Raw genomic sequence first — 20349 nt, 5'->3', positions numbered from 1 at the left:
GACCGGGAAGTCCGGCGGGTTGACCAGGGAGACCGGCGGGTTGTGAGGGTTGCGGGAGGCCGGGTGGGGAGGCGGCGGACGGAGATCCTCCGGCGACCGGTTGCGTGACCGGATGCCCGACCGGTTGCGCGGCCGGAGCGGAAGCCGGAGCCGTCGTGGCGGCCGCGGCCGCGGTCGACGTCGGTGCGGTGGCGGGGGCCGTGACCGGAGGAAGCGCCGCAGCCGGATCCGTGGTCGCCTGCGGGACCGTGTCGAGCCACCGACCCCGCGTAACGTCAGGAGTAGTCATGGTAGTTGGAGACCTCGACGTTCTGGAGCACGGCGAGCGCATCCTCCACCAGCACCGCGGTGTTGAAGTACGCCGTCATCAGGTACGACGTGATGCCCTTCTGGTCGACGCCCATGTTCCGCATCGACAGGCCGGGCTCCACCTCGTCCTCGACCTTCGCCGGGCGCAGACCCACCACGCCCTGCTCGGCCTCGCCCACCCGCATCAGCAGGATCTCGGTGGTGCCGATGCCCGCACCGCCGGAGAACCGCACCTTGTCGGAGGGCAGCAGGGGGACCCCGCGCCACGTCAGCAGCGGGCTGCCGAAGCGGTTGTCGATGATCGGGGGCACGCCCCGGCGCGTACACTCCCGGCCGAACGCGGCGATGGCCCTGGGGTGCGCGAGGAAGTAGCCGGGCTGCTTCCAGACGCGGGTCAGCAGCTCGTCGAGGTCGTCGGGGGTCGGCGAGCCGGTGCGCGCCTGCACCCGCTGCCCCGGGGCCACGTTGTTGAACAGGCCGAACTCCGGGTGGTTGAGCAGCGAGGCCTCCTGCCGCTCGCGCAGCGCGTGGACCGTGAGGTTGGACTGGGCCCGGGTCTGGTCGATCGGCCCGTTGTAGAGGTCGGAGACCCTGGTGTGCACCCGCAGCACCGTCTGGGCGAGGGTCATGTGGTACTCGCGGGGCGTGTCCTCGTAGTCGACGAACGTCCCGGGGAGGTCCGGTTCGCCGTCGTGGCCGGCCTTGAGGTCGACCGGCACCTCGGCGCCCGGCAGTACGCCGTCCGCGGCGAGGTAGGCGTCCAGCGCGCCGCGCACCGTCGCATCGCGGTCGCACAGCCCGGCGAGCGCGCTGCGCTCGACGCACAGCGCCACGCCGGGGGTGAGCGCCTTGACGCGGTACGGCAGGGGCTCGGAGCGGGTCCAGGCATCGAGGTCGAAGAACTGGCCGTCGCCGACCACTTCGAGCAGGGCATCCTCGCCGTAGCGGCCGCTCACCCGCTTCTCGGCGCGGCCCTGGGCGATCACCCACAGCCGGTCGTGCGCGTCGCCGTCCTGCGCCAGCAACTGCCCGGCCTCGAAGGGGACTTCCGTGAAGGCGCCCGCCAGTTCGGCCAGCAGTGCGTCGTCGGCCTCCCGGAGGTAGGGCAGTTCCCGCAGGTCCCCGGGGATGACGCGGGGCGAGCCGCCGTCGGTGTGGGTGCTGATGCGGTCGTCTCCGAGGACGTACGTACGGCGGCGGTTGACGCGGAAGACACCCGCTTCGACGTCGACCCAGGGCAGGGCGCGCAGCAGATAGCGCGGCGTGATGCCGCGCATCTGCGGTGCGGTCTTGGTGGTGGTCGCGAGCTGCCGTGCCGCATTCGGGCTGAGACTCATCTGGTCGTTCACAGGACCTCCTCGCAGACAGACATGCCGAACGGCCGGCGCGGGGCCGACGGCACGCAGGGACGCTCCGATCGTGTTGTCGGGCTCCGCCGGCCCGCAACCGACCGTCCGCCGGGATGCGGCCTGAAACGCCCGCTGAACTGAATGCGCAGCTCCGTACGCATGAGCGACTGCGGGGCGTCGAGCCGTCCGTGCCACGCCCCGGCAGAGCGGAATTGGTCATTCCATCGACGTCGAGGCATGTCACTCGACGTCACAAGGCGCCCCGCATACGACCAGATTCACCCTCATAACACTACTTTGCGTTTCCTAAAGGGTGACTTATGGCGCTGGCCTATGACGATCCGCCAGGTTCTGGTGAGGTATGCGGGGAGAGCCGGGGCACACGGAGGCCGAGGGGAGCGGGGGAGTGGGGGAGCGGATGATCCGCCGGGGAAACGCCGGGTGCGGTCCCAAGACGGCGTCGAGCGGGGTCGGAGAGCGGCCCCCTGTACGGGGAACGGGCCTGTGTTTGTCGGGGACTTGTGTGAAAGGGGTGTCGTGGCGGGTGGAGGGTCCGTAGTGTCGGCTGGCGCCGGAGCCTGTTCCGGGGATTCTCCGTGGGATCCGCCCCCTTGGCTCCAGGACCATGAGGCAGTGCTTGCGCCGAGGGAGCAGTGGTGACATCCCTGATCGTACCGGTCATGATCACATTCGGGATCTTCCTGTTGGCCATGGTGGCCGTGGGTATCGCGACCTATCAGGACACGTTGACGTTCTCCGATTTCGCATTGGGCGGGCGCCGGTTGAGTGCGCCCCTCGCGGCCCTCTCCGCGGGAGCCAGTGACATGTCCGGCTGGCTGTTCCTGGGGTTGCCGGGAGCGGTGTACGCGGCCGGAATCGGCGCCTCATGGATTGCCGTCGGCCTCGCCGTCGGCACGTATCTGAACTGGCGCCTGGTCGCACCGCGTCTGCGTACGTATACGGAGCTGGCCGGCGATGCGAAGACGCTCTCGGCGTATTTCGAGGAGCGGTTCGAGGACGGCAGCAGAATGCTGCGGGTGGTGTCGGCGACCGTCACCGTCGTGTTCTTCACCGTCTACGTCGCCAGTGGCCTGCTGGCCGGGGGCGTGTTGTTCGAGGGCATCTTCGGAGGCGGTTTCGAGTTCGCGCTCACCGTCTTCGCCGTGGTGATCGTCGTCTACACCGTCCTGGGCGGCTTCCGCGCGGTCAGTGTGACGCACTCGGTGCAGGCCACGCTGATGTTCTGTGCCGCCGTGGCGCTCCCGACGATCGGCATCGGGCTGCTGGGGGGCTTCGGCGCGATGCACGAGGCGCTCACCCGCAAGAGTCCGGCTCTGCTGGACGTGGGGGCCAAGGCCGGTTTCGACGGCGTGCACTGGGCACAGGGGCAGCCGCTCGGCGCGGTGGCGGTGATTTCGCTGCTCGCCTGGGGGCTGGGGTATTTCGGTCAACCGCACATTCTGGCCCGCTTCATGAGCATCCGCAGCACCCGGGAGATTCCGCTGGCCCGCCGCATCGGCGTGGGCTGGGTGGTCGTCTCGCTGGCGGGCGCTTCGGTGGTGGGGCTGGTGGGTGTCGCCGCGCTGGACCACCCGCTGGAGAACCCCGAGACCGTGTTCATCGCGCTGTGCGCCCAGTTGGTCAATCCGTGGATCGCCGGCGTTCTGCTGGTGGCCGTACTGGCCGCGATCAAGTCCACCGCGGACAGTCAGCTGCTGGTCTCGGCGATGGCCCTGACCGAGGACTTCTACCGGGCCTTCGTCAAACGGCGGGCCTCGGACGCGTCGATGGTCCTGGCGTCCCGTGTGGCGGTGGTGGCCGTCGCGGTGGTGGCGTACGTCATCGCGCTCAGCGGGGGCGCCGTGCTGGACATCGTCGCGTACGCCTGGGCGGGCTTCGGCTCCGCCTTCGGCCCGGTGATCCTGCTGTCGCTGTACTGGCCGCGGATGACGCGGGCGGGGGCGATGGCCGGCATGGTCACCGGGGCGGTCACCGTGGTGCTGTGGAAGCACATCGATCCCCTCCTCGGGCCGCTGCGGTCGGGCGTGTACGAGATGGTGCCGGGGGTGCTGGCGGCCACGGCGGCGGCGCTGCTGTTCGGGAAGTTCGTCGGCCGCCCTGCGCGACGGGTCTGGTCCGGCCCCATGGACAAGCGCGCGGCGTCCTCGGTCCCGGTCGGCTGAGGCCGAGGAGAGGCTCCCCCCTGACGTCCGCGACCGCAGCCGCTCGACGCGCGGAGCTGCGGGCACCGCGCGGTGATGCTGTGCTGGAGGTGGCGCCGGACGCCAGGGGCCGTGCGGACCCGTAACGGCGGGTAGTCGACCCGGTGCAGCAGGTACGGTCCCCTGACGCGGCGTGATCGGACCGCGGTGCGCGACGACGCGCGCCGGACGAGCCGCGAGGGAGCCGACCGTGGACACGGGCACGAAGCAGGACACCAACGGGCGGCACTGCCTGGTGACCGGTGCCACCGGCTACATCGGCGGACGGTTGGTGCCGGAGCTGCTGCGGGCGGGCCACCGGGTGCGCTGCCTCGCCCGGACCCCGGGCAAGCTGCGCGACCACCCCTGGGCGCCGGACGCCGAGGCGGTCGAGGGCGATGTCACCGACCCGGCGTCGGTCGGCCGCGCCATGAGGGGCATCGACGTCGCCTACTACCTGGTGCACGCGCTGGGCACCGGACGCGACTTCGAGGAGAGGGACCGCAAGGCCGCCCGGATCTTCGCCGAGCAGGCACACGCGGCGGGCGTGCGGCGGATCGTCTACCTGGGCGGTCTGACGCCCGAAGGTGTCCCCCCGCGGGAGCTGTCCCGGCACCTGCGCTCGCGGGCCGAGGTGGGGCGCATCCTCCTCGACGGCCCGGTGCCCGCCACGGTGCTGCGCGCCGCGGTGATCATCGGGTCGGGCTCGGCGTCCTTCGAGATGCTGCGCTACCTGACCGAGCGCCTTCCGGTGATGGTCACCCCGCGCTGGGTGCGTACCCGCATTCAACCCATCGGGGTCCGCGACGTGCTCCGGTACCTCGTCGGCTCGGCGGGCATGCCGGACCACGTCAACCGCACCTTCGACATCGGCGGCCCGGACGTCCTCACCTACCGCGACATGATGCGCCGGTACTCCGCGGTCGCCGGACTGCGCCGTCGGCTGATCGTGCCCGTACCGGTGCTCACCCCGGGGCTGTCCAGCCACTGGGTCGGGCTCGTGACACCGGTACCGGCATCCATCGCGCGACCGCTCACCGAGTCGCTGCGCCATGAGGTCGTCTGCCACGAGCACGACATCGTCCGCTACGTCCCCGACGGCCCAGGGCGGCCGCTGCCGTACGACGAGGCGCTGAGGCTCGCACTGCGCCGGGTGCGCGACGCCCAGGTGGCCACCCGCTGGTCGTCGGCCGCGGTGCCCGGCGCGCCGAGCGATCCGCTGCCCACCGACCCGGACTGGGCCGGCGGCAGCCTGTACGAGGACGAACGCCGGCTGACCGTTCCCGCCTCGCGCGAGTCCCTGTGGCGGGTGATCGAAGGCATCGGCGGGGACCACGGCTGGTACTCCTTCCCCCTGGCCTGGGCGGTACGGGGGTGGCTGGACCGCTTCGTCGGCGGGGTGGGCCTGCGGCGCGGCCGGCGGGACGCCGAGCGGCTGCGGGTGGGCGACTCGCTGGACTTCTGGCGGGTCGAGGAGATCGAACCGGGCCGGCTGCTGCGGCTGCGCGCCGAGATGCGGCTGCCGGGCCTGGCCTGGCTGGAGATGTACGCGGAGAACGACGCCGAGGGCCGTACCCGCTACCGGCAGCGCGCCGTCTTCCACCCCCGCGGACTGTCCGGGCACGCCTACTGGTGGAGCGTCTCGCCGTTCCACACCGTCGTGTTCGGCGGGATGGCCCGCAACATCGCCCAGGCCGCCGCGAAGGGCATGAGCGCCCACCGGACACCCGCGCCGGCGGACGACGGCGCAGACGCCCGCGGCGGACGAGGCGCCCCATAACACCCCGACACGACACCAGGAGAGGCGCCATGACCGTCGCGGTCGTCCTGTTCACCGCGGACCTGCGGCTGCACGACCATCCCCCGCTGCGGGCCGCACTGCGCGCGGCGGACGAGGTGGTGCCGCTGTTCGTGCTCGACCCGGGCATCCACGCGGCGGGCTTCGACGCGCCCAACCGGCGGGCCTTCCTCGCCGACTGCCTGGCCGACCTCGACGCCGGGCTCCGTGAGCGCGGCGGCCGGCTCGTGCTGCGCTCGGGGCCGGTGGCGCGCGAGGTGGGCCGGATCACCGCCGCATGCGGAGCCGGCGAGGTGCACATGGCGGCCGGCGTCACCCGCTACGCCCACCGTCGCGAGGAACTGGTGCGCAAGGAGCTCCAGGAGGGCGGGGTGGACCTGCACGTGCACGATGCCGTGAACACGGCCCTCGCCCCCGGGGCGGTCACCCCGGCCGGCTCCGACCACTACGCCGTCTTCACCCCCTACTTCCGCCGCTGGTCCGGAGAACGGCTGCGGGACACCCACCCGGCGCCCCGCACCGTGCGCGTCCCCGCCGAGGTGCGCTCCGAGCCGCTGCCGTCCCGCGACACGGTGTCCGGAACCTCACCCGGCCTGCCCGCAGGCGGGGAACGCGCCGGCAGACGGCGGTTCTCGGACTGGAAGCGATCCGGCCTGGGCGCCTACGAGGAGCGGCACGACGACCTCGCCGGCGACACGACCTCCCGCCTCTCGCCCTACCTCCACTTCGGGGCCCTCTCGCCCGTCGAACTCGTCCAGCGGGCCCGCGCGCACGGCGGCCCCGGGGCGGAGGCGTTCGTGCGCCAACTGTGCTGGCGCGACTTCCACCACCAGGTACTGGCGGCCCGGCCCGGCTCGTCCGTGAGCGACTACCGCACCCGCGGCGACCGCTGGCGGACGCAGGACGAGGCGGCCGAGGAGATCACCGCGTGGCAGGAGGGCCGCACCGGCTATCCGGTCGTCGACGCGGCGATGCGGCAGCTGCGCCACGAGGGCTGGATGCACAACCGGGCCCGCCTCCTGGCGGCCGGCTTCCTCACCAAGACGCTGTACGTGGACTGGCGGATCGGCGCCCGGCACTTCCTGGACCTGCTGGTGGACGGCGACATCGTCAACAACCAGCTCAACTGGCAGTGGGTCGCCGGAACCGGCACCGACACCCGACCGCACCGCGTGCTCAACCCCGTGGTCCAGGGCAAACGCTTCGACGCCCAGGGGGCGTACGTACACCGCTGGGTGCCCGAGCTGCGGGACGTGCCCGGCAGGGCGGTCCACGAACCCTGGCGGCTCCCCGCGCCCGAACGCGCCCGCCTGGACTACCCCGAGCCGCTCATCGACCTCGCGGACGGCCTCGCCCGCTTCCAACACGCCCGGGGCCGGCGCTGACCGAATGCGCGGACGCGCCTGGTCCGTCGAACGCGAGAGGGTGCGCGGCCTCGGGGAAGCGGACATCGGCGCGGAAGTCGGTCGCGCTGACACCGTCGTGGCGCCGGTAGACCTCGGGCACCCGTACGTCGAGCAGCGGCAGCGCGGCACGCGGGTCGATCGAGGCGATGAAGAGGGCTGCGAGGTGGGCTCCGGCGGTAGCCGGCGGCGGTCTTGTCGTAAGAGAACGCCCTCCTCCAGGACGGCCGGCGGTGCGCGGAACCGATGTATCGGCCGGTCATGTATCGGTCAGCCGTCCGGCATCTCCGCGAGCCGGAAGGGCCCCGCGGCGCCGGGGCCGAACATCACCGGGAGGTTGCGTCCTTGCGGGACCACGACGAGCGGCTCGTTGCGGTATTCCCGGAGGAAGTTCTCCAGCGGTTCCCAGATGAGGCTCCGGTATCCGGCCTCGGACCGCTGGCGCTCAAAGGAAAGAGTGAGAGCGGATTCCGTCAGGCTGACGCTCACGGCGTCCACTTCAAGCCACTCTCCGCCGATCCAGGCTTCGAGCCTTACGTTTGACATGACGCAAGGGTGCCCTGCCGCGCGGGGTGCTGGCAATCGGCCACGAACACTACGAGGGGGAGGCGAGGACCGTCCGGCCGCCGGGGGAGCGCGACCTATTGAAGCCCGGTCTGGGTCTTACTGAACAATTCGCCCTCGGAGTAGAAGAACACCGCGCTGCTGATTCCGTCGACGCCGTAGCAGGTCCAGGTGACGGGGTAGTTCTGGGCGGGCTCGGCATCGGTTTCCTGCTGGCATGTGTTGGCATACTTCAGGAGGGTTTTCTGGCTGCTGCCGGCCTTGATTTTCCAGTATTCCGCGAGGGTCAGCGGGTCGCTGGTGGCGGCACTGACCTCGTAGATGCCGGCGGCCATCAGCAGGCCGAGGGCGCCGACGCCGGCTATCACGCTCTTCTTCACGGGCGGGTTGTCCTTATGCGGATCCGGATGCGGTTCTGACGGGCCGGCACGGGTGGGCCGGGGCTCCGTGGCCCACGGTGGCGCGATGCGCCACGGGGAGGTCTTGATCGTATCGGGACCCGTTGCCCGTCGCTGCCCCAAGCCGGCCGCTTCACCGTAGCCGGGCCGCTTCCCGGACGTCATCGGCGGTTCGCCCGGAACCGCGGAGTCGCCCGCGCGGTGCCGGATGCGTGCACGTATGGGGCCACGCCGCACTCGGCCTTCTCTGCCCGTACGCAAATTCAGCTACGCAAAAGCGGACAAAAGTAGTGTTAATCTACTGCTCCTGGCCGGCCTGAGCCCCAAACCGAATGCCACCGACCCCCACCGAATCGCACCAAGCCCCATCGACTCCCTTGGCTCCTACCGATTCCCGCCGACCCAGGCCCCACGACGAACGCCGTCCCCGTACCGCCGGGTGGAGAGAGAACCCCGATGCCCTCGAAAGGCACCCGCATCGCCGCTCAACGGCCTCCCTACCTGCACGACCTGGCGCAGGGGCTGGAACGGTTCTTCGAGCCCCGCCGAGAGGACTGCCCCTGGTGCGCCGGCCGCGACCTCAGCCGGCGCCTGCACACCACCGACCTCATCCAGCGCAAACCGGGGTCCTTCACACTGGAGCAGTGCCACGGCTGCGGCCATATCTTCCAAAACCCCCGGCTGAGCACGCAGGGCCTGGAGTTCTACTACCGCGACTGCTATGACGGCCTCAACGAACAGGTCATGGACCGGCTGGCGTCCTCGCACATCTGCCGCAGGCTCTACCGGTCCCGAGCCCGGGCGCTGGTGCCCTTCGTGCGCCCCTCCCGCTGGCTGGACGTGGGCACGGGCCACGGCCACTTCTGCGCCGAGGCACTCTCGATCCACCCCACCACCCAATTCGACGGACTCGATCGAGGCGAAGGCGTCGAGATCGCCGCCCGTACCGGCCGCATCACCCACGCCTACCAGGGCTCGTTCACCGACCTGTCCGGTCAACTCGCCGCCCGTTACGACGTGGTGAGCATGCACCACTACCTGGAACACACCATCGACCCCCACCGGGAACTGGCCGCCGCTCACACCGCTCTGCGCCCCGGCGGCCATCTGCTGATCGAAGTCCCCGACCCCCAGTGCCTCTCGGCGCGGCTACTGGGCCGCTGGTGGGTCCCCTGGCTCCAGCCGCAACACCTGCACCTCATCCCGCTGCGCAACCTTCGCGGCGCCTTGGAACAGCACGACTTCACCATCAAGGCCGTCGACCGCCGCGAACCCCACGTCCCCACCGACCTGCTCGCCGCCGCCCTCAACCTGCTCAACTACGCACTCCCGGGAGAGGACCTCCCCTGGCTGCCCGCGGCACCTGGACGGATCAGCCGTCTCACCCGCGCCCTGGCATTTCTGACCGCCACCCCCTTGCTCCTCGCCCTCTTCGCCCTCGACACGCTCCTGGCACCGTTCGCCCGCCGCACCCGTCTGTCGAACGCCTACCGCGTGGTCGCCTGCCGCAACTGACGACCACCGCGGCAAGCGCCCTCGACCGAGCCGACCAGCCGACCAGCCGACGAGTCGAGGGAGCGATGAGTCGACCTGCCGACCTGCCGACCGGAACGGGCGTGATTCACTGCGTGGGTGACTGCTTGTGACGTGCTGCGCGTCTTCTGTGGTGCCGACGGCCGATACGGCAACGCGCTCGGAGTCGTCCGTGACGGAACCACCGTCCCTACGGAGGCCGAACGGCTGGCCTTCGCCCGGAGAGTGGGTTTCAGCGAGACCGTATTCATCGACGAGCCCGAGGGCGGCGTGATCGACATCTACACGCCCACGTCGAGACTCCCCTTCGCGGGGTACCCGTGCGTGGGCTCGGCCTGGCTGCTCGGCGTGCCCGCTCTGGTCACGCCGGCAGGGGTCGTACGGACCCGGTCCGAAGGGGAGTTCACCTGGGTCGAGGCACGAGCCGAGTGGGCACCACCGCGCCTGCTGCGGCAATACCCCTGCGCGGCGGAGGTGGACGCGCTGGCCGTACCGGAGCCCGGAGAGTGGATCTACGCGTGGGCATGGCAGGACGAGGCGGCCGGCGAGGTCAGGGCCCGCGGCTTCCCCGGTCGCGGCGACGGCATCGACGAGGACGAGGCCACCGGCGCGGCGGCACTGCTGCTGACCGCGCGCCTCGGCCGGCCCCTGCGCGTCTCGCAGGGACGCGGCTCGCAGATCCTGACGGCCCCGCGGTCGGACGGCCTGATCGAAGTGGGCGGCCGGGTCAGGAGGGAGAAGCCGGTGTAGCCGGTGTCCGGGCGTTGCGCCGTCCCGAGCGGCCACCCGGAGGTCGGCGGCGCGCCTGGCAGAATTCCTGCCCATGAGCGCGAGCCGATGGGGCACTCACGCGATCGAGATGACCGCCGACCGTGTGATCAAGCGGTTCCCGAGGAAGGACGGTGGTCGCGCGGAGCGGGAGTGGCGGGCGCTGTCCTTGCTGGCCACCTATGCTCCGGGGCTGGCTCCGGAGCCCCGCAAGGCCGACCTCGCAGCTCCGGCGCCGGTTGTGGTGATGTCGCGACTGCCTGGTGTTCCCCTGCGCGACGCTGCTGTCGAGGGCCAGAAGATCGCAGCCCTGGCCGAAGCGGTGACCCGTCTGTACGAGGCCGTGCCCGCAGACGTCGTACGCACGCTCCCGCTGAGGCCAGGGCACCAAGCGGAACTCGTCGGCCGTCTCGGTGAGTGGGGGGTGACGGCTCGCCTCCAGGCCGGCGGCCCGGTGCGGCCGGCCATGGACGCCGGGCTGGACTGGCTGGCCCCAGGAACCCTCCCGGCACCGTCGAACGGCAGGCCGACCGGGTGCAGGAGCTGCTGGCCTGCTGAGGGGGCCCGCGCCCGGCGAAGTCGGTGTACCGGCGGGCCGTCCGCCGCGCAAGGATCGCGCGGCGGACGGCCACCAGGCTTCGACGAGGAAGGAGCGGTACGGGCCGTGGGCTTGTCATCGGTGGTGGGTGGCCAATAACGGCAGGGCGCGGGCCTCGGAGTGCGCGGGGCCAGGGCCGGGTTCCGGCGATGCGCGTGTGGTCCGTGGCTGCCTGCCGGTCACCGGGTCCTCGGTCAGCAACAGCGCCAGCAGGAGTGCTGCGGAGCGCTCGCTGAGGGCATGGGCGGTGGGCAGGAGCCGGTGGCGCTGTCCGGCGGGCAGGGACAGGGCCACACATGTGGCACGTCCGGGGATGCCGAGCGGGAACGCCACACAGACTTCGTGGTGGGAGTACTCCAGGAGGTCGAACTGGGCGGCATGGGGGCCGTGTCCGTCGAGGGCTTCGAAGAGGGCCTTGGGATTGGTGATGGTGCGGTCGGTGAGCTTGATCGGCCGGTAGCGGGCGAGATGGTCCATCCGGCCGTCGAAGTCGAGCTGGGCCAGCAGGCTCTTGCCGACGGCGCTGGCGTGCGCGGTGTCGCGGAAGGCGACGTACTCCGTCACCGCCGGCGCATCCGGCCCGTAGGCGGACTGGAGGACCCTGACGTCTCCGGACATATAGCCGCTGACATAGACCGCGGCACCGAGGCGGTCCCGCAGGCTGGTGAGCGTCCGTTGGAGGAGCTGTGCGCGCTGCTCAGGGTGGCGGGTCATGGCCATGAGGGGGCCCGGGAAGTGCGCGCCGGCGGTGGTGGAGATCAGATGCTGACCACGTAGCCAGTGCAGCAGCCAGGCGACCGCGGCGGGGGAGAGCCGGGTCCGGGTGGCCAGCGCCCTGGTGGTGATCCCGCCCGCGGCGTCGACGAGGTAGAGGATGTCCAGGGCCTGGGCCGCCGCCCGCCACTGCTGAGGGGTGTCGATGTGTACGGGAGTGCGGCGGGCCATCTCCGTCAGCACCGCGGGACGCAAGGCATGGGCCGACCACCAAGGCTCGTTCTCCCTACCGTCGTTCCGGGAACCGCTGCCGTCGTTCATGCCGACACCGTCCTCGCCGTCCCCGCAGTTCCCGCCGCCTCCGACATCTCCGCAGGCCCCGCTGTCTTCGTGCAGGGTGGTGTCCGGTGCGCACACGGACTGCTCAGACGGCAGCGGCAGCAGCAGGCCGTGGGCGGAGCCCGTGGTGCCGCATGCCGGTGCGTGGCGCGGCCGTCCGGCCACCGTGGGCTCGTCGGCCGGCCACGGCGGCGCCGGCCGCGCCCGCTCGGCACCGTGCTGTCGGCCCAACCCGGTCGCCGGCACCCAGACCAGCTTGGCGCAGGCCGCCTCCGACCCCTCCACGGCTGCGGCTATGGGGCGTTCGCCCGCTCCCACGCCTTCCCGGCGCGTCGCAGGCCCGGCCAGCGGGCCGCAGCGGAGTCCGGCGCGCACTTCGTCGACGAACTGCGGGTCTTCGAGCGCGGAATGCGCCGGGGACTCGGCGCCCGCGTGGCGTGCCGAAGCCGCCAACAGCTCGCGGGCATCACCATGTCCATGCCGCGCGGCCTCCGCGACGAGGAACCGTACGCTCTCATGTCCCCGACCGCGCACCCGCGCGCTCAGGGCGGCCAGCCGGAACAACGCCCCCGGGTGACCGGCCTCGGCAGCCGCGCCCAACCAGTCGGCGGCGGACTCCAGCTCCTCCCGGGCCAGGGCCTTCGACCCCAGCCGGTACAGCGAGTTGGCGTGCGCCCGCTTCTCGGCGGACAGCGCGTACTCGGAGGTCAGGGGGCCGAAGTCGCCACAGGGCCGGTCCCAGAAGTCGGGTGCTCCGGTGAGCCGGCCCAGCAGTTCCGCGAGCGCGGACGGGACCACTGGCTCCGGGCGCCCCGCCCCGTCGCGGTGGTCGTCGTACCTGCTCACATCCCTCACCTGTCCTTCTTTCCGTGCTGCTGCTTCTTTCGGTGCCCTTCGCGAATATGCCCGGCGAGAGTGCGTCTTAGATGTGCAACCGCCTTGTTCCGCAGATTGTGGAGACGGACCGCGGGTATGCCGAGCCTGGCGACGATCTCCGGATCGCTCAGCCCCCGGCTCTGCAGGTCCACCACCTGCCGCCGGAGGCTCTCGGGCATGCCCTCGATCGCGGGGAGCACCAGATCCTGGAGGAGCACCCGGGGGTCCTCCTCCGCGAACGCCCGCTGCTCCGGCACGGCGGCCAGCGAATCGCCGCCCATCAACACCAGCCGCCGACCCGTACGTTGCTCGCGGGATCGGTCGACAGCGAGATTGCGGGCCGCACGCCGCAGATACGCCACGACGTTCGTCTCCGCCGCGAGCCCTCCGGCGGCCGCCTTGGACCCCACGCGCAGGAATGCCTCCTGCGCGATGTCCTCGCAGGCGGCCAGCGACAGCGCCGGATAGGTGTGCCGCAGCCTCTGCGGCTCGGCCGCCATGAAGTCCGGGTAGTACTCCAGCAGCCGCTGGCCGACGTCCGAGCCCAACGCCACAGCATCCCCGGACAGGCCGTCGCCTACCACGGGCCCGGCCCCCTGCCTGCCCTACTGCCGCCCACCGGATCAGCGCAGATCGTGATCCGCACCGTCATCCGGTGCTCCCCGACCGGATACGCCCCCTGCTCCCCGATCGCGTACGCCTCCGCGCTCGGAAGACCGGCGGCACACCGGCAGCGCCACTCGATGGTGCCCGGACGCCCGGCCGTTCTGGACCGAGGCGTCCCCCCGTCGTCAGGGCCGCGCTTCCGGCGCAGGCGCACCAGGGTGCCCAGCGCGTTCACCGCGCTCACGGCGGCCGAGACATACCCGGTCCACTCCAAGAACGGCGTCATGTATGTGGTCTCCATCTATTGGCCTGGGACGCCGTGCGCGTCCTCGCCCCTCTGACGAGCCCTGGGTACCACTTCTCCCTCCACCACCGCGCTCTTCACTCGGAGGAGTGAACTCCGGCGCGGGTGCACAACCTGACGGGCCTCACGCGTTCGTCGCCACACCCCCGTTGACGAGGATCTCGCGCGCCGACAGGGCGGTGCTCTGGGCGGCGCTCAGACCGGACGCCGCCAGGTGCGCGTCCACGATCCGCAGCCCGGCGGCGTAACCGGCGAAGTCCGGCAGGCCCACCGGCTGTTGCCCCATGCGCTGCGCGATGGCGTCGCCGAAGACGTATGCTGGCAGGTTCGGCATCCCGGCCACATCGATGCCGGCGGTGACCTTCTCGTAGGCGCGGTCCAGTTCGGCGCCGGTCAGCTCCTGCGACCACGGGCCCATGGCCTGCTCACCGGCCAACTCCCGTACGAACGCCTCGGCCAGCCCTTCGGCGACGACCTGTTCCCCGACTGTGACGGCCGCCGGGTTCCAGACCACGTTCGCATAGCGCACGTTGTGATGGAGCTCGTGCGCGGCGGCATGGCCGATCTTGCGCAGACTCGTATCGGTGGGCCACATCATCAGGTGGATCGCACCCGGGATCCCGCCCATGCCGAGATAGCCGGCGCTGCGGACCGTCAGATGGTCGTCGTCGGGATCTCCGAGCACCAGGACGACGTGCACGGTCTCGGCGTGCTGGATTCCGGGCACCGCACCGCTGATCCGCTGCCACGCGGAGGCGAGGGAGTCCTCGACCCGGTTCCACACCCCCGCGTCCTGCATCCGGCGCAGCGCGGACAGATACCGAGGGTCCTCACGGTCGAGCCGGAAGCCACTGCCCTGCTGGTGCATCTGGACCAGGTCCACCGCCCCCATCACGGACATCGGACCTTCGAGCGGGCTGAGTATTTCTCGCAGGGCGTCCGGCCGCTCCTCCAACGGTCGCTGCAGGAGATCGAGCATCGCGGACGCCGTGTCATGAACAACAATCTTCATGACACGGGACCGTAGGACCTCCCGTTAGGTGAGGAGCAAGTCGATCGGCTACGGGGAAGCGAGCCGATCGACGCGCTGGGCTCCAAGGGCGGCTGACGGCGCGTAACAGGGGCCAGGGGTGGTCGTTGAGCAGGCATGACTACCCTTCGGAAGATCGTCACAGCTACGGCGACGACGGCTGCGGCCGTCGGCATCGTCTTCAGCGCGGGGCCGCCCGCGACCGCCGACGGCAAGTGGTGCGACCACTCCGTCTGCATCGAGACCTACGACACGGGGACGTATCTGGGCAGGGTGGAGGTGTCGGTCGCCAACACCAACCAGCCGCACCGGATTTCCGCACGCGTGTGGGTCACCAACGACAGCACCGACTTGTGGAGCGCCCGGACCAAGGCCGAGGACGTCGCCAAGTTCCGGACCTACCGCCACCAGGCCACCCCGCAACGCCACTTCCCAGTGGGTACCCGGCTGTGCGCGGAGGGCTTCCTCGGTGGCGAGAGCGTCGGCCTTCCCTGCGTGACGCTCAGCGGCTGACGCTCACCGCCCGACCTCCCCCTCCGGCCGGCGGCCCAGGAGCGGAACGCGGCCAGGCCGCCGGACGGCCGGAGTCCGGCGCCCCGACAGGACGCGGACTCCGGCTCCGCCACCGGGGCGACGGCCTTGCTGCCCCCGGCGCTCCGGTCCTACTCCGCCTCGCTCAGCTCGGCGAACACCACCACGTTGTCCGGGTAGTAGTGCTGCGACGCGTCGTAATCACCGCCGCAGGTGATCAGTCGCAGCCCCGGACGGTCGATGTTCTTGTAGACCTCGATGGTGGGGAACTTGTTCTTCGGGTACTGCGCGACACGGCTGACGGTGAACTTCGCGGACTTCCCGTCCGCCCGCTCGACCTCGATCGCCGCACCGGCCTTCAGGGACGACAGGCGGTGGAACACCGACGGCTTGCCGTTCCAGCTGACATGACCCGCGATCACGGCCGGGCCCTTCTCTCCGGGAGCCGGGCCGGGCGTGTACCAGCCCGCCTTGTCGGGGTCGACGGGCGTCTCCATCGACCCGTCCTTCTTCTTCCCCAACGCCTCAAGGGTGGAGGAGATGTCGAGCGACGGCACGGAGATCCGCTGCGGAGCGGCCTTCCGCGCACCCCCCGTCTCCCGCTCACCCCCTTGATCGCTCTCAGCTCCCGTCCCCGCCCCCTTCTCCGTTCCGGAGGCCGCCTGGCCGCCCTGTGCGGGCCGCTGCTGCCCGGCGGGAGGCGCCGGCGAGGCGGGGTCCCCACCCGCACAGCCGCCGAGCAGCAGCAACGCCGCAGCCGCGGCGCAGGATACGGCTCCGCGCCGTCCCCAGCCCCTCACGCGGCGCTCCGTCGGGCCGGCTCGGCGGCAGCGGTCGAGCGCTTCCTGCGGCCCACGACGATCGCTCCGGCCGCCGCCACGAAGGCGAGTCCGCCGGCGCCCACCAAGGCCCTGGGGATGTCATGGCTCTCGGCCGTTCCGCCACCCGTCTCCACGCCACCCACCGGGATGGAGCCGACCGCGGCGCCCTCGACGACACCGCAGTTCGTGGGGGCGGTGGCTTCCTGGGGCAGTTTGGGATCGAGTTCGCTCTTGCCCGCGCCGAAGTCGTACTGCTTGTTGCCGTTGGGGTCGATGCCGTGCTCGACCACATGGAGGTCCTTGATGTGCTCGACCACGTCCTGGGACACGGGGATGGTGCGCTCGTAGGAGAGGTGGCCTTGGGCGTCCGCCTTGGGCATGCGGTCGACGGCGAGTCCGCTGTCCGGGCCGGTGCCGCCGTCGGTGGTGAGCGAGATGTTGATATCGCCGTAATGCACCGTGGCTTCGGTGTTGTTGATGATCCCGTCGCCGTCCGTGTCGGCGCTCGCATCCGGGCACTGGAAGTCGTGACCGTCGGTGGAGCCGTGGAGGTGTTGGGCATGCGGCTGGCCCGGGACGAGCCCGTCCGACTCGATCTTCACGCTCAGCTGGTTGCCGTCGAGGCTGAGCAACACCGTGCCCTCGCTCCCCGAGTTGTTCAGGGGCTTGAGATTGATCTGGTACGCCTTGTCCCCGGCGAGAGCCGGAGCGGCGGTCAGACCTGAGAGAGCCAGGGCGACGGGCAGAGCGAGGAGGGCGGCGAGGCGAGCGGTGCGCTGGGTTGTCACGGTCGTTCGTTCCCTTCCGGCGGTCTCCCGGTCGGGATCGCCGTGGTCTCGTCCGTAGCGCCCGTGCAACGCGACGTCAGGCGGCCTGAGTTGACCGCCTCGCGTTTCCCGGGCACAAGTAGCCCGTAGTACGAGGCGCCACCGACGCCGCGTTCAGCGCACCGGTCGATGAGGCAACATGCCTAAAAAACGACGACTTCCCTTGACCTCCGGGCTCCTCGTGTGCAATGCGGAGGATCACGACTCCGTCTCCGACGGCCGCCGCCCGTCGGCTCCACCGCTCAGGTGTCGGCTTCCCCTGCGCGGTGGCATACGAGAGCCGGGCCCTCGACCGCGTCCGGAGACGGCAAGGCGACCGACCGCTTGGCATGTCACTGGTCACAGGGTTCTCGGGCCCCAGTCCGTCCCCGGACGGCTGGAGCCGGCGCCCGGGGGGGACACGCCACCGACCGGGTGATGGCGCTCTGGTGAAGGAGAGCGTCCGGTACTTGTGACGCATGATCAATACACGCGCCCGGTGGTTAGTTGCCGTTCTCACTCTTGCGCTGGGCGCCGTGCTCGGCCCGGTCGCCGTCACGCCGGCCGCCGCGGTACCCGTCCAGATGCCCGAGCCGCCTTCGGTGGAAGTCGTCCGCACGGAACTCGCGGACCTGACCATCGAGGCACCGCATTCGATGAACGGTTACTCGCGCGCGAAGTTCCCGCACTGGAGCCAGCAGGGAAACAACTGCGACACCCGTGAGGTCGTGCTGAAGCGTGACGGCGAGAACGTCACTCAGGACGCCCAGTGCCGGGCCGTCTCCGGTTCCTGGCACAGCCTCTATGACGACCGGACCCTGACGGCGGCGTCGCAGGTCGACATCGACCACATGGTGCCCCTGGCCAACGCCTGGCGGTCGGGCGCCGACGGCTGGACGACCGACCGGCGCAAGCAGTTCGCCAACGACCTGGCGCACTCGCAGCTGATCGCCGTCTCCGCCGCCTCCAACAGGAGCAAGGGCGACCAGTCGCCCGACCAGTGGACCCCGCCCAGCCGCGGCTACTGGTGCACCTACGCGCGCGCCTGGACGGACGTCAAACACATCTACCAGCTGTCGGTGACACCGCCGGAGGCCGACAAGCTCGCCTCGATGCTCGACACCTGCGCCTGATGCCCACCGGACCGCAACGGCATATCGACGAGGTGACCGCCGGCCCCGGTGGCGCGATGACCGACGAGGTGGGTGTCATCACCGGTGACCTCACCATCGCCACCGTGCTCCAGCCCGGCGGCCGGGTGGCGGTGCACATCCAGTACACGGGTGCCGAGGAGTGGTACACGCTCACCGGCAGCCCGGTCGCCGTGGCGCCGGGCGGACTGGTGGCCCTGCACACCGCCGTCGTGCAGGCCGTACGCCATGGCGGCGGGGCCGTCGTCCCCGCACCCGACAGGCAGTGACGGGACGGGCTACCGGACGGGCTGCGGCGATCCCGCCCCTGGACCGTCAGCGCGGGCGGCCCCCGGCCGGCAAGTGGGTATGACGTCCGAGCCGGCCGGACGGCCTGTTCGGGGGCGAGTCACTTCTTGGAGTCGCGCTTGACCCAGGTCATCGGGGTGGATTTGCCGGGTGCCTGGACCGTGACGCGGGCCGGTATGGCGACGAGCTTCTGCTTCTCCGTGCCGCCGGAGGCCAGGTGTTCCTTGGCGATGATGTAGCCGATGTACGTACCGCCGTTGGCGCGTCCGTCGAGCCAGCCGACCGACCCTTCCGGTACGTCGATCTCCACCCCCTGCTCCGCCATGCTCGTCCACTTGTTGGTCGTGGTGGTGGACTCGCTGTAGGTGAAGTTGACTTCGCCGCCGGGCGAGACACCGCCCTTGTCGCCGGGGGGTACCAGCGATGCGCTGACCTTCCCGCCGACGGACCAGCCCTTGGTCTCGGCCTTGTCCTGCCCGACGGTGGCCTGGGTCTTGTAGGTGAGCTTGGCCTTCCCGGTCACCTCCGCCGTGGACTGGATGGTGGGGTACTTCTTCTCCAGTACGCCCACGAAGCCGCACGGCGGGCTGTCGCCTCCCTTCTTCTCGTTGGGCATGGTGCAGCCCTGCTCGGCCGTCAGGCCCGTCCACGGCTCCACGTTGTCCTGGCTGGACTTGCGGACGTCGGGGCTGTCGACGACCTGCACGCCGGGGGTGAAGTCGAAGCCGCTGCCCAGCTTCTCCTTGGCGTCCTTGATCGCGTCCTCGGGGGAGTAGACCTTCTGGACCTCGTCGAGCTTGACCTCTTTGGTGTCCTGTCCCTGCGGGTAGCCCTTGACGGCCTCCTTCGCGTTCAGCGGCGCCGTCTGCGACAGCAGGTTGATGACGTCCTCTTCGGACTTGTAGAAGCCGCCGTCACCGTCGGCGGCCGCTGCCGGCAGCTGGCCGCCGACCAGCGATCCGGCGATCAGGGTCGCCCCGGCCACGACGGCGGAACGCCGCATCCATCTGGCGGGAGCACTCGGGTGGTTGCCAGTCTTCGGAAGGTTCATCGCGTATAACTCCTCGATATCTGGACCTGCAGAACCACTGCGCCGGGCGGGAAGACGGAAATACGGAAGTGCCTGAGCATCGAAGCGTGGAAACGCCGAAAGAGGCCCACCGCTTCGCCGTATTGAAGACTCCGCCCGATGTTGCACTACAAAGATTTCCCTCCCTTCGTCACATGTTGAGAGGGCAGTGGATCCGCGGGGGTTCCGCCGACTATCCGGTAACTTTTGCCGGGATCGTGGGGGTGCAGAGGAATTCTCGGAAGGGTGGAACGAGGGCTCGACGATCTTCGGCGGGGCTTCGAAAGACAAGCATCGGGGGCGCGCACGCTTGCTTGAGGGCCGCCGGACGGTGGCCGGGGAAACGGCAGACCACGCCGGCCTACCGCTAGGGAAAGGCAGTGAACTCTTCTCAGACCATTTCTTAGATTTCCGGTTCCAGGTATCCAGGTGTCCGGGTATCCACGTATCCGGGTAGCTGCCCGTGCGCCGTGGGCGCGGTCAGACCGCGCTGCCCGCCTGCCATTCCTTCCACGACAGGTTCCACCCATTGAGGCCGTTGTCCGGCTTGACGGTCTGCTCGGGCGAGTTCTTCACGACGATGACATCGCCGACCAGCGACTGGTCGAAGAACCACTTGCCCGGTGTGTCGCGCCCGCCGCCCTGTACGTCACGCAGGCCGATACAGCCGTGGCTGGCGCCCGAGCGGCCGAATTTCGAAGCGTCGCTCCAGTAATTGCCGTGGAGGAACGTGCCGGAGGTCGACAGCCGCATCGCGTGCGGCACATCAGGGATGATGTAGGTGTCGTGGGGATTGCTGAAGCCGACGGTCGAGCCGTCCATGCGGGTCTGCACGAACTTCTCCGAGATGACCATCTGGCCGTTGTAGGTCGGGTTGTCGGGGCTGCCGCCGG

General features: G+C 70.6%; 17 protein-coding genes and 1 pseudogene. 8 read left to right on the top strand and 10 right to left on the bottom strand.

The window, feature by feature from the left end; genetic code table 11:
• Positions 1 to 275: 275 nt before the first annotated feature.
• Entirely contained in the window at positions 276 to 1658 is a 1383-nt protein-coding gene (locus tag ACZ4NB_RS36685; protein ID WP_467667383.1) for a family 2B encapsulin nanocompartment shell protein, read from the bottom strand.
• A gap of 680 nt (positions 1659 to 2338) precedes the next feature.
• Between ACZ4NB_RS36685 and putP the strand changes: the two genes are divergently transcribed.
• The 3 genes and pseudogenes from putP (at position 2339) to ACZ4NB_RS36670 (ending at position 7042) form a co-directional block, all read left to right on the top strand.
• Complete coding sequence (gene putP / locus ACZ4NB_RS36680) at positions 2339 to 3841, top strand: sodium/proline symporter PutP (protein ID WP_467667382.1); 1503 nt, start codon at positions 2339 to 2341, stop codon at positions 3839 to 3841.
• Positions 3842 to 4070: 229 nt separating this feature from the next.
• Positions 4071 to 5662 (top strand): annotated as a pseudogene (locus ACZ4NB_RS36675) (SDR family oxidoreductase); the annotation flags it as partial.
• A gap of 6 nt (positions 5663 to 5668) precedes the next feature.
• Positions 5669 to 7042, top strand: coding sequence for a cryptochrome/photolyase family protein (locus ACZ4NB_RS36670; protein ID WP_467667402.1), 1374 nt, complete (start codon positions 5669 to 5671; stop codon positions 7040 to 7042).
• A 288-nt stretch (positions 7043 to 7330) separates the two neighbouring features.
• Here ACZ4NB_RS36670 and ACZ4NB_RS36665 read toward each other — a convergent pair whose 3' ends face one another.
• Complete coding sequence (locus tag ACZ4NB_RS36665) at positions 7331 to 7606, bottom strand: hypothetical protein (RefSeq protein ID WP_467667381.1); 276 nt, start codon at positions 7604 to 7606, stop codon at positions 7331 to 7333.
• Positions 7607 to 7701: 95 nt separating this feature from the next.
• A complete protein-coding gene (locus tag ACZ4NB_RS36660; protein ID WP_467667380.1) occupies positions 7702 to 8004 on the bottom strand; it encodes a hypothetical protein in 303 nt (100 codons plus the stop codon).
• A gap of 474 nt (positions 8005 to 8478) precedes the next feature.
• On the opposite strand from ACZ4NB_RS36660, the gene ACZ4NB_RS36655 reads away from it, so the two are divergent.
• Complete coding sequence (locus ACZ4NB_RS36655; protein WP_467667379.1) at positions 8479 to 9537, top strand: class I SAM-dependent methyltransferase; 1059 nt, start codon at positions 8479 to 8481, stop codon at positions 9535 to 9537.
• A gap of 117 nt (positions 9538 to 9654) precedes the next feature.
• Positions 9655 to 10305, top strand: coding sequence for a PhzF family phenazine biosynthesis protein (locus ACZ4NB_RS36650; protein WP_467667378.1), 651 nt, complete (start codon positions 9655 to 9657; stop codon positions 10303 to 10305).
• Between the two features lie 691 nt (positions 10306 to 10996).
• On the opposite strand, the gene ACZ4NB_RS36645 is transcribed toward ACZ4NB_RS36650, so the two are convergent.
• From ACZ4NB_RS36645 to ACZ4NB_RS36635, 3 genes are all read right to left on the bottom strand, one after another.
• Positions 10997 to 12820, bottom strand: a complete 1824-nt coding sequence (locus tag ACZ4NB_RS36645; protein WP_467667377.1) for an IclR family transcriptional regulator domain-containing protein — start codon at positions 12818 to 12820, stop codon at positions 10997 to 10999.
• A 5-nt stretch (positions 12821 to 12825) separates the two neighbouring features.
• Complete coding sequence (locus ACZ4NB_RS36640; protein ID WP_467667376.1) at positions 12826 to 13398, bottom strand: RNA polymerase sigma factor; 573 nt, start codon at positions 13396 to 13398, stop codon at positions 12826 to 12828.
• Positions 13399 to 13884: 486 nt separating this feature from the next.
• The gene (locus ACZ4NB_RS36635; RefSeq protein WP_467667375.1) at positions 13885 to 14772 is read right to left on the bottom strand and encodes a DUF2268 domain-containing putative Zn-dependent protease; all 888 of its coding nucleotides are present in this window, start codon (positions 14770 to 14772) and stop codon (positions 13885 to 13887) included.
• Positions 14773 to 14907: 135 nt separating this feature from the next.
• On the opposite strand from ACZ4NB_RS36635, the gene ACZ4NB_RS36630 reads away from it, so the two are divergent.
• Positions 14908 to 15303, top strand: a complete 396-nt coding sequence (locus ACZ4NB_RS36630; RefSeq protein WP_467667374.1) for a hypothetical protein — start codon at positions 14908 to 14910, stop codon at positions 15301 to 15303.
• A gap of 149 nt (positions 15304 to 15452) precedes the next feature.
• Here ACZ4NB_RS36630 and ACZ4NB_RS36625 read toward each other — a convergent pair whose 3' ends face one another.
• Both ACZ4NB_RS36625 and ACZ4NB_RS36620 read right to left on the bottom strand, forming a co-directional pair.
• The gene (locus ACZ4NB_RS36625) at positions 15453 to 16121 is read right to left on the bottom strand and encodes a class F sortase (protein WP_467667373.1); all 669 of its coding nucleotides are present in this window, start codon (positions 16119 to 16121) and stop codon (positions 15453 to 15455) included.
• A complete protein-coding gene (locus ACZ4NB_RS36620; protein ID WP_467667372.1) occupies positions 16118 to 16930 on the bottom strand; it encodes a hypothetical protein in 813 nt (270 codons plus the stop codon). The genes ACZ4NB_RS36625 and ACZ4NB_RS36620 overlap by 4 nt, the downstream gene beginning before the upstream one ends.
• Before the next feature lie 497 nt (positions 16931 to 17427).
• Between ACZ4NB_RS36620 and ACZ4NB_RS36615 the strand changes: the two genes are divergently transcribed.
• Both ACZ4NB_RS36615 and ACZ4NB_RS36610 read left to right on the top strand, forming a co-directional pair.
• Positions 17428 to 18081, top strand: coding sequence for an HNH endonuclease family protein (locus tag ACZ4NB_RS36615; protein ID WP_467667371.1), 654 nt, complete (start codon positions 17428 to 17430; stop codon positions 18079 to 18081).
• On the top strand, positions 18081 to 18368 hold the full coding sequence (locus ACZ4NB_RS36610) for a hypothetical protein (RefSeq protein WP_467667370.1): 288 nt from the start codon (positions 18081 to 18083) through the stop codon (positions 18366 to 18368). Before ACZ4NB_RS36615 ends, ACZ4NB_RS36610 begins: the two co-directional genes overlap by 1 nt.
• Before the next feature lie 119 nt (positions 18369 to 18487).
• On the opposite strand, the gene ACZ4NB_RS36605 is transcribed toward ACZ4NB_RS36610, so the two are convergent.
• Both ACZ4NB_RS36605 and ACZ4NB_RS36600 read right to left on the bottom strand, forming a co-directional pair.
• Positions 18488 to 19438: a hypothetical protein gene (locus tag ACZ4NB_RS36605; protein WP_467667369.1), complete on the bottom strand. Its 951-nt coding sequence runs from the start codon at positions 19436 to 19438 to the stop codon at positions 18488 to 18490.
• A gap of 498 nt (positions 19439 to 19936) precedes the next feature.
• Positions 19937 to 20349, bottom strand: a 413-nt coding sequence (locus ACZ4NB_RS36600) for a L,D-transpeptidase (protein ID WP_467667368.1), incomplete at its 5' end; no start/stop codon positions are given.

This window comes from Streptomyces sp. NPDC026575 (genome assembly GCF_055567415.1).
This window is presented reverse-complemented; position numbering and strand designations above follow the sequence as displayed.

Coding starts and splice junctions, on each gene's coding strand:
- ACZ4NB_RS36630 (WP_467667374.1), top strand. CDS start 14,908: ATGACTACCCTTCGGAAGATCGTCACAGCTACGGCGACGACGGCTGCG.
- ACZ4NB_RS36635 (WP_467667375.1), bottom strand. CDS start 14,772: ATGAAGATTGTTGTTCATGACACGGCGTCCGCGATGCTCGATCTCCTG.
- ACZ4NB_RS36665 (WP_467667381.1), bottom strand. CDS start 7,606: ATGTCAAACGTAAGGCTCGAAGCCTGGATCGGCGGAGAGTGGCTTGAA.
- putP (WP_467667382.1), top strand. CDS start 2,339: ATGATCACATTCGGGATCTTCCTGTTGGCCATGGTGGCCGTGGGTATC.
- ACZ4NB_RS36605 (WP_467667369.1), bottom strand. CDS start 19,438: ATGAACCTTCCGAAGACTGGCAACCACCCGAGTGCTCCCGCCAGATGG.
- ACZ4NB_RS36610 (WP_467667370.1), top strand. CDS start 18,081: ATGCCCACCGGACCGCAACGGCATATCGACGAGGTGACCGCCGGCCCC.
- ACZ4NB_RS36670 (WP_467667402.1), top strand. CDS start 5,669: ATGACCGTCGCGGTCGTCCTGTTCACCGCGGACCTGCGGCTGCACGAC.
- ACZ4NB_RS36655 (WP_467667379.1), top strand. CDS start 8,479: ATGCCCTCGAAAGGCACCCGCATCGCCGCTCAACGGCCTCCCTACCTG.
- ACZ4NB_RS36615 (WP_467667371.1), top strand. CDS start 17,428: ATGATCAATACACGCGCCCGGTGGTTAGTTGCCGTTCTCACTCTTGCG.